The organism is Acinetobacter schindleri (assembly GCF_010918895.1).
GTDB lineage: Bacteria > Pseudomonadota > Gammaproteobacteria > Pseudomonadales > Moraxellaceae > Acinetobacter > Acinetobacter schindleri.
Map to the genome: position 1 here is coordinate 1,374,658 of NZ_CP044483.1, position 12,655 is coordinate 1,387,312.

Below are 12,655 nucleotides of genomic sequence, written 5' to 3' on the forward strand. Positions count from 1 at the left end.
ATGCAACAGCAATCTAATGAGCAAAACAAATTTTTGATTGATGCTGATATTGGAGATGACGATGTCACATTACCGAGTTTACCTGCGGTCAATGTGCCAATTATAGAAACGCCACGCGAACAAGCCGTTGTTTCAGCGCCTGCCGCAACAGAAATACCGAGTGAAGAATCTGCTCCTAAAGGCGGTTTCTTTAGCCGTATGAAGGAAGGTTTAACCAAGACCCGCAAAAACTTTGCAGATGGTATGGTCAATATCCTCATCGGTGGCAAAGAAATTGATGACGAATTACTAGAAGAAGTAGAAGAGCAATTATTGGTTGCAGATATTGGTGTAGATGCAACCAAGACCATTATTGCCAATCTGACAGAACGTACAGCACGTGGTGACTTGATTTACTCTCATTCATTATATAAAGCGCTTCAGGAAGAACTGGTGGCTTTATTGGCACCGCGTGTAAAACCATTACACATTGACCCGAACAAAAGTCCTTATGTAATTTTAGTTGTCGGTGTAAACGGTGTGGGTAAAACCACAACCATTGGTAAGCTGGCGAAGCGTTTACAAGGCGAAGGCAAGAAAGTCATGCTGGCAGCGGGGGATACCTTCCGTGCTGCGGCAACTGAACAGCTGCAAATCTGGGGTGAACGTAATAATATCGCCGTAGTTGCTCAAGGTCATGGTGCCGATTCTGCCTCTGTTATTTTTGATGCTTTTGAAAGTGCACGTGCCAAAGGTGTAGATGTCCTGATCGCTGATACGGCAGGCCGTTTGCATAACAAGAGCCATCTGATGCAAGAGTTGACCAAAGTGAAACGTGTAATGCAGAAGATTGATGCAACTGCACCACATGAAGTGATGCTGGTTGTAGATGCTGGTACAGGTCAAAATGCGATTAATCAGGTAGAAATGTTTGATGAAGCAGTCGGTCTGACGGGTATTACGATCACCAAACTGGATGGGACTGCGAAAGGGGGTGTGCTGTTTAACATTGCCAGCCGTACTCATGTTCCAATTCGCTTTATTGGTGTAGGTGAGAAAATTGACGATCTTCGTCCATTTTCTGCCAAGTCATTTGTTGCTGCATTATTTGAAACTGAAAATAAATAATCGTGTAATAAGTCACACAAACTCCGCTTAGCGCGGAGTTTTCTGTTTTTAGATCGATTGTTTGCTGTAAAAAGCAACAGCCTTGAAAGCTTATGTCATAAGCCTTTTAGTCAAAACCTTTACAATAAACAAGTCTACCTATTGGTAGGCATGTGTTGATTGGGGGAAAGTGTAAATGGCGTTATTAAATAAGATTGGGCATGTACTTACGGCAGACCTGACGAAAGATTTTAAATTTTCAAAAAAAAGCAAAACTGTACAGGGAGATGAGCTGACTTTTATTGATCAGCTGAAAAAGCGCCGTAGTATTTATGCTTTGGGGAGACGAGTTCATTATAGCCAGGCGTATATTGCTGAACTGATCCAAGCTGCGGTACGTAGTTGTCCTTCAGCATTCAATTCACAAAGTGCACGAATCGTGATTCTGTTTGGTGATTCACATTATAAATTCTGGGAAATCGTGAAAGAGGTCAAACGTCAGAAAATGCCTGCTCAGGTATTCGAAGGAATTGAAATCAAGATTGATCAATGTGCTGCTGCCTTTGGAACTGTTCTATTTTATGAAGATCAGACAATTATTCAGCAGTTACAAAAGAAAATGCCAATGAGTGCTGAAGATTTTCCGGTCTGGTCTGAACAAACTTCGGGTATGGCGCAGTTTGCTGTCTGGACAGCACTTGCAGATTCAGGATTAGGAGCATCCTTACAGCACTACAATCCAATGGTGGATCAGGCAGTTGCAGCACATTTTAAAATAGATGAAAACTGGCTGCTACGTGCCCAGCTTTGTTTTGGTTCTATTGAGCAGCCTGCAGAAGCCCGTCCAGATCCTAACTTTCAGGATCGCTTTCGCGTATTTACCTAAAATCATAAAGACCAAAAACCCGCTGGAAATGTTTGCCAGTGGGTTCAATACAAATATTAAACGTTAAAAATCCTCTTATTGTTCTATAAATAAAACACTACGTTTTTTATATACGCCTGTTTTTGGGTGATAAAAAGATTAATCTTTCTTTATCAACTTTGAACAAGACAAGATATACAAGAGGTTCTTCATGGCATTTTTAGATCAGATCAAACAACGTCGCAGCATTTATGCAATTGGTAATAATGTAAGCCTAGATCAGACAGAAGTTGAAAATACAATTAAGGAAGCGGTACGTCATAGCCCATCTTCTTTTAACTCGCAAACTTCTCGTGTGGTGATCCTGTTTGGTGAATCGCATCAAAATTTCTGGAATATTGTTCGTGATACTTTAAAGAAAATTGTTCCAGCTGATGCGTTTGAAGGAACAAATAATAAAATTAACAGTTTTGCAGCGGGTTATGGTACAGCCTTATTTTATGAAGATCAGGAAGTAGTGAAAGAGCTGCAAGCACAATTCCCATTATATGCAGATAATTTCCCGGTATGGTCAGAGCATTCTTCAGCAATTGCCCAATTTGCCACTTGGACAGCGCTGGCGGAGAAAAATATTGGTGCCTCTTTGCAGCACTATAATCCGATCATTGATGATGAAGTTGCGATTGCTTTTGATGTGCCTTCAAACTGGAAGCTACGTGCCCAACTTGTGTTTGGTTCGATCGAAGCACCAGCTGGTGAAAAAACCTTTATGGATGATGCAGAGCGTTTTAAAACTTTTAATTAATTGAGTTAAATAATAAAAAAGGAGTGCTTCGGTGCTCCTTTTTTATTTTGTATTCATTCAAGACAAAGTGCTTAGCTGAATAAATCAGATGGATATATAGATATATGCTTAAAATCTTGGCTATTTGTCTAAGTGATTTATCATAAAATTGTCACGTATACTCGGCATAGTGCAAGCAGACTTAAATAATCAGGAAAAAGAAGCGAATGAATTTACGTATTATGATCGCAGTTGCGACTTTAATGGGAAGTACTTCTGTTTTTTCAGCAGTGACCTTGACGGCACCAGAAGAAGTCAAGATTGTCGGGGTGAATGAGCGAGAAGTGAATAGTGGATTAATCCGTAAAAAACAGACTTATAAGCTAGATCCGGGTTCAAACAGTATTAGTGTACGTTATATCGAATTCTTCCAGCATAATGATAACAGTCATGACATTTTAAAATCGGATGTAGTAACAGTTAAAACACCTGAATTAAAAGATGGTGAAAGTTATCGTTTGGCTTTGATTAATGCACCTAAAGATTTTGATACTGCACAAAAATATAAAGACCAACCAATCATTGGTTTATACGACGCCAGAAATCAATTATTAGTACAACAGTCAGGCGCAAATAGTGAAACCAAACTATTATTGGGTAAAAGTGTATTAGGTAAAGCACTAGACTTGACAACTAAAACAGTTGCTCCTGCAAATCAGCCTGCGCCTGTTTATGCACAGGCAGCGGTATCACCAGTGGTAGCGAATCTAAATTCAGCTGAAACAGCAATAAAAACTTCCACTGACCAAAAGCTGATTCAGCTTTGGCAGCAAGCATCTAAAGAAGAGCGTCGGAAGTTTATGTTATGGCTAGCAGAGCAAGGGAATTAAAAAAACATGAAAAAGATCGGTTTATACCGATCTTTTTTAGTTTGAGAGCTAAACGTTACACTTTGAAAATATATTTCCGGCCAGAATGATGGATTTACACACCTAAAGCTGCTAAAAATACGCATTCAGAGTAAAAAATGAACGACCAAATCATATTTTTATATATTTTTATGAAAAGCACTTGCGCTCATTGTGAAACTGTATAGAATACGCAGCACACCAACGCAATGCATGAAACGAAAAGTTAAGTGATTGGGTTGGAACTTAAAACTGACGAGGTTTTAAGTAAGATCATTAAGAGATTATGAAGAACAACTTGTGTGGATTTTTACTGGTTGATTGATCGAAATTATTTTCATTGATTGATGGTAGAAATTACTCGAAGTTTATTTGAGAAATTGATGTCAGAAAATTGATGAGCCAAGATTTGGTGTTTTGAATAAAGCACTATTGATTTTAAACTGAAGAGTTTGATCATGGCTCAGATTGAACGCTGGCGGCAGGCTTAACACATGCAAGTCGAGCGGGGAGATGTAGCTTGCTACATATCCTAGCGGCGGACGGGTGAGTAATGCTTAGGAATCTGCCTATTAGTGGGGGACAACGTTCCGAAAGGAACGCTAATACCGCATACGTCCTACGGGGGAAAGCAGGGGATCTTCGGACCTTGCGCTAATAGATGAGCCTAAGTCGGATTAGCTAGTTGGTGGGGTAAAGGCCTACCAAGGCGACGATCTGTAGCGGGTCTGAGAGGATGATCCGCCACACTGGGACTGAGACACGGCCCAGACTCCTACGGGAGGCAGCAGTGGGGAATATTGGACAATGGGCGGAAGCCTGATCCAGCCATGCCGCGTGTGTGAAGAAGGCCTTTTGGTTGTAAAGCACTTTAAGCGAGGAGGAGGAACTCTAGACTAATACTCTAGATGTTTGGACGTTACTCGCAGAATAAGCACCGGCTAACTCTGTGCCAGCAGCCGCGGTAATACAGAGGGTGCGAGCGTTAATCGGATTTACTGGGCGTAAAGCGTGCGTAGGCGGCTTTTTAAGTCGGATGTGAAATCCCTGAGCTTAACTTAGGAATTGCATTCGATACTGGAAAGCTAGAGTATGGGAGAGGATGGTAGAATTCCAGGTGTAGCGGTGAAATGCGTAGAGATCTGGAGGAATACCGATGGCGAAGGCAGCCATCTGGCCTAATACTGACGCTGAGGTACGAAAGCATGGGGAGCAAACAGGATTAGATACCCTGGTAGTCCATGCCGTAAACGATGTCTACTAGCCGTTGGGGCCTTTGAGGCTTTAGTGGCGCAGCTAACGCGATAAGTAGACCGCCTGGGGAGTACGGTCGCAAGACTAAAACTCAAATGAATTGACGGGGGCCCGCACAAGCGGTGGAGCATGTGGTTTAATTCGATGCAACGCGAAGAACCTTACCTGGCCTTGACATACTAAGAACTTTCCAGAGATGGATTGGTGCCTTCGGGAACTTAGATACAGGTGCTGCATGGCTGTCGTCAGCTCGTGTCGTGAGATGTTGGGTTAAGTCCCGCAACGAGCGCAACCCTTTTCCTTATTTGCCAGCGGGTAATGCCGGGAACTTTAAGGATACTGCCAGTGACAAACTGGAGGAAGGCGGGGACGACGTCAAGTCATCATGGCCCTTACGGCCAGGGCTACACACGTGCTACAATGGTCGGTACAAAGGGTTGCTACCTCGCGAGAGGATGCTAATCTCAAAAAGCCGATCGTAGTCCGGATCGCAGTCTGCAACTCGACTGCGTGAAGTCGGAATCGCTAGTAATCGCGGATCAGAATGCCGCGGTGAATACGTTCCCGGGCCTTGTACACACCGCCCGTCACACCATGGGAGTTTGTTGCACCAGAAGTAGGTAGTCTAACCGCAAGGAGGACGCTTACCACGGTGTGGCCGATGACTGGGGTGAAGTCGTAACAAGGTAGCCGTAGGGGAACCTGCGGCTGGATCACCTCCTTAACGAAAGATTGACGATTGGTAAGAATCCACAACAAGTTGTTCTTCATGACGATGTATCTGAGGGTCTGTAGCTCAGTTGGTTAGAGCACACGCTTGATAAGCGTGGGGTCACAAGTTCAAGTCTTGTCAGACCCACCACTACTGACGAAGCAAGCAATTGCAGAGTAAAACAGAAGATCAGAACATTGACTTATTGATAAGCTGGGGACTTAGCTTAGTTGGTAGAGCGCCTGCTTTGCACGCAGGAGGTCAGGAGTTCGACTCTCCTAGTCTCCACCACTCATTGCGATGCAATGAGTTAAACATTAAGCAAACGAACTGATAGCTTATAGAGCTTAGTGATTAAGTTGCGTATAATGCGCGGCATTGTTATTAAGCTCTGTGATTTATCACAGTTGACTGTAGTCCGACGAGGATACAGTGAATCATTAACAGAATATATTTGAGTTGAAATAATTTGTTCAAACTCGTTTCAAGTAGGCAACTACAAGAAATGAGTTCTAGCGATTAAACTGAATCAAGCGTTTTGGTATATGAATCTAATTGAAGCTGTATAGTGATTAAGTTCACGAAACTCTAAACTGTAATGTTGATAGTACTACTTGTAGGTACTAGCGACTGTTTGGGGTTGTATAGTCAAGTAATTAAGTGCATGTGGTGGATGCCTTGGCAGTCAGAGGCGAAGAAAGACGTGATAGCCTGCGAAAAGCTCCGGGGAGGCGGCAAATATCCTGTGATCCGGAGATGTCTGAATGGGGAAACCCACCTGGTATAAGCCAGGTATCGTATGATGAATACATAGTCATACGAGGCGAACGGAGGGAAGTGAAACATCTCAGTACCTCTAGGAAAAGAAATCAATTGAGATTCCCTCAGTAGCGGCGAGCGAACGGGGAACAGCCCATTAAGTCATATCAGTTTTAGTGGAATGCTCTGGGAAGTGCAACCATAGTGGGTGATAGTCCTGTACACGAAAGGGCTGATATGATGATGTCGAGTAGGGCGAGGCACGTGAAACCTTGTCTGAATATGGGGGGACCATCCTCCAAGGCTAAATACTCCTGACTGACCGATAGTGAACCAGTACCGTGAGGGAAAGGCGAAAAGAACCCCTGTGAGGGGAGTGAAATAGATCCTGAAACCGCATGCATACAAGCAGTGGGAGCCAACTTGTTTGGTGACTGCGTACCTTTTGTATAATGGGTCAGCGACTTATATTCAGTAGCAAGGTTAACCGTATAGGGGAGCCGTAGGGAAACCGAGTCTTAATAGGGCGTTTAGTTGCTGGGTATAGACCCGAAACCGGGTGATCTATCCATGAGCAGGTTGAAGGTTAGGTAACACTGACTGGAGGACCGAACCCACTGTCGTTGAAAAGCCAGGGGATGACTTGTGGATAGGGGTGAAAGGCTAATCAAACTCGGTGATAGCTGGTTCTCCCCGAAAGCTATTTAGGTAGCGCCTCGGACGAATACCATTGGGGGTAGAGCACTGTTTCGGCTAGGGGGTCATCCCGACTTACCAAACCGATGCAAACTCCGAATACCAATGAGTACTATCCGGGAGACAGACTGCGGGTGCTAACGTCCGTAGTCAAGAGGAAAACAATCCAGACCGCCAGCTAAGGCCCCTAAATTATAGTTAAGTGGGAAACGATGTGGGAAGGCATAGACAGCTAGGAGGTTGGCTTAGAAGCAGCCACCCTTTAAAGAAAGCGTAATAGCTCACTAGTCGAGTCGGCCTGCGCGGAAGATGTAACGGGGCTAAAACTATATGCCGAAGCTGCGGATTTACACATTAGTGTAAGTGGTAGGGGAGCGTTCTGTAAGCCGATGAAGGTGGATTGAGAAGTCTGCTGGAGGTATCAGAAGTGCGAATGCTGACGTGAGTAACGACAAAGCGGGTGAAAAACCCGCTCGCTGAAAGACCAAGGGTTCCAGTCCAACGTTAATCGGGGCTGGGTGAGTCGACCCCTAAGGCGAGGCCGAGAGGCGTAGTCGATGGGAAATTGGTTAATATTCCAATACTTCTGTTTAATGCGATGAGAGGACGGAGAAGGTTAAGTCAGCCTGGCGTTGGTTGTCCAGGTGGAAGGTTGTAGGCATGTATCTTAGGCAAATCCGGGGTACTCTATGCTGAGAACTGATAGCAAGCTGTACTTGTACAGTGAAGTGGCTGATACCATACTTCCAGGAAAAGTCTCTAAGCTTCAGTTAAACAGGAATCGTACCCGAAACCGACACAGGTGGTCAGGTCGAGTAGACCAAAGCGCTTGAGAGAACTCTGCTGAAGGAACTAGGCAAAATGGTACCGTAACTTCGGGAGAAGGTACGCTGCCGGCGGTGATAGGACTTGCTCCTTGAGCTGTTGGCAGCCTCAGAAACCAGGCCCCTGCAACTGTTTATTAAAAACATAGCACTCTGCAAACACGAAAGTGGACGTATAGGGTGTGATGCCTGCCCGGTGCTGGAAGGTTAATTGATGTGGTTAGCGCAAGCGAAGCTATTGATCGAAGCCCCAGTAAACGGCGGCCGTAACTATAACGGTCCTAAGGTAGCGAAATTCCTTGTCGGGTAAGTTCCGACCTGCACGAATGGCATAATGATGGGGGCGCTGTCTCCAGCAGAGGCTCAGTGAAATCGAAATCGCCGTGAAGATGCGGTGTACCCGCGGCTAGACGGAAAGACCCCGTGAACCTTTACTGCAGCTTGACATTGAACTTTGATCTTACTTGTGTAGGATAGGTGGGAGGCTTTGAAGTCGCGACGCTAGTTGCGATGGAGCCGTCCTTGAAATACCACCCTGGTAATATTGAGGTTCTAACTCTGTCCCGTTATCCGGGACGAGGACCATGTCTGGTGGGTAGTTTGACTGGGGCGGTCTCCTCCTAAAGAGTAACGGAGGAGTACGAAGGTGCGCTCAGCGTGGTCGGAAATCACGCGTAGAGTATAAAGGCAAAAGCGCGCTTAACTGCGAGACCCACAAGTCGAGCAGGTACGAAAGTAGGTCTTAGTGATCCGGTGGTTCTGTATGGAAGGGCCATCGCTCAACGGATAAAAGGTACTCTGGGGATAACAGGCTGATACCGCCCAAGAGTTCATATCGACGGCGGTGTTTGGCACCTCGATGTCGGCTCATCTCATCCTGGGGCTGAAGCAGGTCCCAAGGGTATGGCTGTTCGCCATTTAAAGAGGTACGCGAGCTGGGTTTAGAACGTCGTGAGACAGTTCGGTCCCTATCTACCGTGGGCGCTGGAAATTTGAGAGGATCTGCTCCTAGTACGAGAGGACCAGAGTGGACGAACCTCTGGTGTACCGGTTGTGACGCCAGTCGCATCGCCGGGTAGCTATGTTCGGAAGGGATAACCGCTGAAAGCATCTAAGCGGGAAGCCTACCTCAAGATAAGATTTCCCTGTGACTTTATGTCACCTAAAGAGCCGTTGAAGACTACGACGTTGATAGGTTGGATGTGGAAGCATAGCGATATGTGAAGCTGACCAATACTAATTGCTCGTGAGGCTTGACTATACAACACCCAAACAGTTGTTGTATCAAGCATCAATTGATTCGATATTAAGCAAAGTAACTTGATTTAGTTAACGCTTAAGAACAAAATATACAACTCAAGTATCCCTGTTAATGAATTCTATTTGGTAGAAAGCTCAGGCATCTAAATAAGACCTAAGTGAGTATCCATAAACAGTTGTGCTGGCGACCATAGCAAGAGTGAACCACCTGATCCCTTCCCGAACTCAGAAGTGAAACCTCTTAGCGCTGATGGTAGTGTGGGATTACCCATGTGAGAGTAAGTCATCGCCAGCTCATTATTCTAAACACCCCCTGTCAAATGACAGGGGGTGTTTTTTTATGTCTAGGATTTAAGAAAGTATCTAAATATTGATTTTTAATCTAAACCCATAGCAGAAAATCTGCACACTATATAAATTCATAGTGGTTGCTATCTTCTAGGATGGATTCCCTGTAATCGATTTTAGTAGTTTTTTTAGCTGATGCTAAGTGCTGTATCGCTATTAAATACGTACCTACAGTGCCTAGGAGGACGGGTGGAAGGTGAATAACTTTGTTTTACCTACCACCCTGGTGATAATAAAACGTTTTGCGAGCTATCGGTAGATAGACTTGTAGCTAGATGGACTCAAATGCCTTATATGAAGGGTATTGATATCTACGGTGTATATTTCATAAAGGATGAAAGATTTACATATAAATATTATTTTTAGTCATATGTTGTACATTTAGATAGAAACTTAGATTATTAAATTGCTGGTTCTTTAATCAGGATTAGTTAAATTAAAATTGTGATTAATTAATATCATATAAATCAGGCAGAAGTAACAGCTGCTCCCGTGATGGCTAGTTTGGGCTCTGCCATTTTATTTGTCTTACTTTTAATCATTTCAGGTATAGTCGATCATATATTTAAATATGCTTTTCTTGCAGGAATTTTGACTGGAATTATGAGCAGTTATTATGAATCTTGATTATATAATATTACAAGCCTGATTCAAGCTTGTAATATTCATATGGAATCAGATTTGAAAGTTAGAAATATCCTGAGCAATTTTTTTCGTGCAATATAACAGTTGACCTAAAAGTACATCATTAGTGGTCATGGCTAGGATCAGCATAGGAAACTTTGGATGCGGAATTGCAGTTAGGATCGCTTTACCATTATTAGCATCCAGTGTAATGCTTTGACAGCCTTCCAGTTGTAATTCCTGCATAAATGCCTGGACCATAGCCACAATAGAACTACTTACCGCAGCAAGTTTTCCTTTACCGTTAGTTTTAATTTTTTCAAATGAGGCTAATTCAAATCCATCAGAAGAGCACAGCATGGTAAGTTCTATACCTTGCACATTGAATAAGAGTGCTTGAATCTGCTTGGCTGCAAATTCAGTTAATTCTTGGGGAGCAGTACGTTTTGCAAGATCATTTAAGGACATGGAATTTTCTTCAGACAGTAAGTTGAACTTCAGTTGTGGCGATCAAGGCATCAACCAGCATTAAAACATCATTTTTTTCACGGGCATCAATAAAGAACATTGGATAAGTACTGTCTTGCTTTTCAGCCCAGCCATGATAGAGAGCAGCATTATTTTTAGCTTTCTTATCAATATGCGTAATGCCAATCACAACGTTTTTAACTTTATCTTTGAAGTAATTGAGATAAAATTCTAGCTCTTCTAGTGGCTCATCAATACTGTCATCAATCAGTAATATTACTCCAATAGCGCCTTGTGTAATTACGTTCCAGATAAAATTAAAGCGTTGCTGGCCTGGTGTGCCATATAAGCCGACTTTGACCCCATCTTCCAGGACCAGTTCACCATAATCGATACCGACTGTTGTTAGTGATTTTTGGTGTGCTTCAAGGTCGGTATTAATTGCTTCGGTACTTAATACATCAATATTAGAAATGGTGCGAATGGCTGTAGTCTTGCCAGCACCCATGCTACCGGCAAATACCAATTTAAATTGGTGCAAGATCAAACTGAATTACTCCTAGATACCGAGCTTTTTACGTAATTTGCTAAAGAAACCCATCATTTTATTAGCTTCCTTTTGAACAGCGGTGGTTGCATGCTGTGTGAATTTGGCTTGATCTGATGAGATCGGTTCAAGCATATTGGCTAGTTGTGAAGCACATAGAAATTGATGAATATATTTTTCACCTAATTTCAACTGTTGTTGTGCATAGGCAACTGATGCACCTTCACTGAAAAGGGCAGCTAATTTGAATAGATCTTTGCGCTGGTCGAAATCTTTAATTTGTGGCCATTTAGCTAAGCGGTAATAGTCTGGATATTCAAGTTCAGCAAATTGCAGATGATGCCATACAAAATTCCAGATCCCTTGGTTAAGATCTTCTGGGCGCACTTGAGTGCGAAATTGCACAATACTATTTAAATCGGCAGGTTCAATGCTGAATTCTGAATCAGGTTGCGGATACCAGTCGATTGCTGGATAGAAGCAATGTTGTTCCAGATCGATAAGAGCTACACGTTTATCATTATTTTTGATTATGTATTTGCTATGACCTGATGGCTGAAATAGCTCATCTAGTATTAATTTAAATGACTGATATGCTATTTTGGCGCTACAAGAGGGTACTATTAATATGGGTTGTTCAATTGAATGAGGCGATTGAGTGCCTGATAAAAACTCACGTTGTAACCATTCAATTAAAGCATGGGGGTGCTCAAAGGGTAAGAACAAGGTATTTTCAATCACCTGAGATGACAATGCAGGGTTTTTCTCAATTTGTAGAAGTGTAAGATTATTACTTTTAATTTTTTGAATATGGGGTAAATCGACAAAATCAGCATTTACTAATAAAAGCTGTAGTTTCTGGTCAGTAAGATTGGTCCATACCAGATTATATTTTTCACTTAAAACATCAACCATTGTACTTTTAAATACATTTATTAAAGATAGGCTGAGGCCAAAAATGGAAATATAGAGAGTATCTTTCATGAGGATGTGCTCAATTTAAGGGTTACCGGAAAAAGTAACCCTCAAATAGCTTAATTAAGCAAAATCTAAACCTTTTTCAAAGTGTTTCAATTCATGACGTGCCATAGCCAGGTTTGAACGACTACGGTCAAGAACTAGATAAAGGAATAAATTTTCATTTGAATCAAGTGGGCGTAGCAAGTGATATTGTTTGCCTAAAGTGATTAGAATGTCTTCGATAGAATCATTCAGATTCAGGCTCGCTGCTACACGACGTTTAGCACGTACAACTTCTGTGTTGCCTGCAGCTGCGAGCTCAAGATCAATTGTATTATTGCCAAGAGTTGCTAATGCAAGACCACTTTCGCTGTCTACGAGTGCTGCTGCAACGAAACCATCAATATCTGTAAGTGCATCTAAAGTAAGCTTGGCCATACTATCCCCTGGAAAATTTTAAATAATGAAGATAAAAAAATTATCGCAAGAATGTTTATATAAAAGAACCAAGAATACAAGTTAAAATAAATTGAAAATATTTAGAAATTAGCTTATATGAA

General features: G+C 42.7%; 8 protein-coding genes, 2 tRNA genes and 3 rRNA genes. 9 read left to right on the forward strand and 4 right to left on the reverse strand.

From position 1 onward, the window contains the following. The 9 genes from ftsY to rrf all read left to right on the forward strand — a co-directional run bounded on the left by ftsY (position 1) and on the right by rrf (position 9,443). Complete coding sequence (ftsY, locus tag FSC11_RS06710; RefSeq protein WP_048881222.1) at positions 1-1,107, forward strand: signal recognition particle-docking protein FtsY; 1,107 nt, start codon at positions 1-3, stop codon at positions 1,105-1,107. A 175-nt stretch (positions 1,108-1,282) separates the two neighbouring features. Beyond that, complete coding sequence (locus FSC11_RS06715) at positions 1,283-1,972, forward strand: nitroreductase family protein (RefSeq protein ID WP_163165864.1); 690 nt, start codon at positions 1,283-1,285, stop codon at positions 1,970-1,972. Between the two features lie 190 nt (positions 1,973-2,162). Further along, positions 2,163-2,756 carry a nitroreductase family protein gene (locus tag FSC11_RS06720; protein ID WP_108619602.1) on the forward strand — a complete coding sequence of 198 codons (594 nt, stop codon included), beginning with the start codon at positions 2,163-2,165 and terminating at the stop codon, positions 2,754-2,756. 206 nt (positions 2,757-2,962) lie between these two features. After that, the gene (locus FSC11_RS06725) at positions 2,963-3,625 is read left to right on the forward strand and encodes a DUF2057 domain-containing protein (protein WP_163165866.1); all 663 of its coding nucleotides are present in this window, start codon (positions 2,963-2,965) and stop codon (positions 3,623-3,625) included. Positions 3,626-4,083: 458 nt separating this feature from the next. Continuing rightward, positions 4,084-5,621, forward strand: a 16S ribosomal RNA gene (locus FSC11_RS06730). A gap of 61 nt (positions 5,622-5,682) precedes the next feature. Beyond that, positions 5,683-5,759: transfer RNA gene (locus FSC11_RS06735), tRNA-Ile, on the forward strand. A 65-nt stretch (positions 5,760-5,824) separates the two neighbouring features. Next, positions 5,825-5,900, forward strand: a tRNA-Ala gene (locus FSC11_RS06740). Between the two features lie 355 nt (positions 5,901-6,255). Beyond that, positions 6,256-9,149, forward strand: a 23S ribosomal RNA gene (locus FSC11_RS06745). Between the two features lie 179 nt (positions 9,150-9,328). Beyond that, positions 9,329-9,443: ribosomal RNA gene (rrf, locus tag FSC11_RS06750) — 5S ribosomal RNA — on the forward strand. The 16S, 23S and 5S rRNA genes sit together here with 2 tRNA genes alongside, the layout of an rRNA operon. A 728-nt stretch (positions 9,444-10,171) precedes the next feature. Here rrf and FSC11_RS06755 read toward each other — a convergent pair. The 4 genes from FSC11_RS06755 to FSC11_RS06770 are packed head-to-tail and all read right to left on the reverse strand — an operon-like array spanning position 10,172 to position 12,533. Then, entirely contained in the window at positions 10,172-10,588 is a 417-nt protein-coding gene (locus tag FSC11_RS06755) for a roadblock/LC7 domain-containing protein (protein WP_163165868.1), read from the reverse strand. A 10-nt stretch (positions 10,589-10,598) separates the two neighbouring features. After that, the gene (locus FSC11_RS06760) at positions 10,599-11,135 is read right to left on the reverse strand and encodes a GTP-binding protein (protein WP_163165870.1); all 537 of its coding nucleotides are present in this window, start codon (positions 11,133-11,135) and stop codon (positions 10,599-10,601) included. Positions 11,136-11,147: 12 nt separating this feature from the next. Then, positions 11,148-12,119, reverse strand: coding sequence for a hypothetical protein (locus FSC11_RS06765; protein WP_163165872.1), 972 nt, complete (start codon positions 12,117-12,119; stop codon positions 11,148-11,150). A 54-nt stretch (positions 12,120-12,173) separates the two neighbouring features. Further along, entirely contained in the window at positions 12,174-12,533 is a 360-nt protein-coding gene (locus tag FSC11_RS06770; RefSeq protein ID WP_004895102.1) for a hypothetical protein, read from the reverse strand. Positions 12,534-12,655 lie beyond the last annotated feature (122 nt).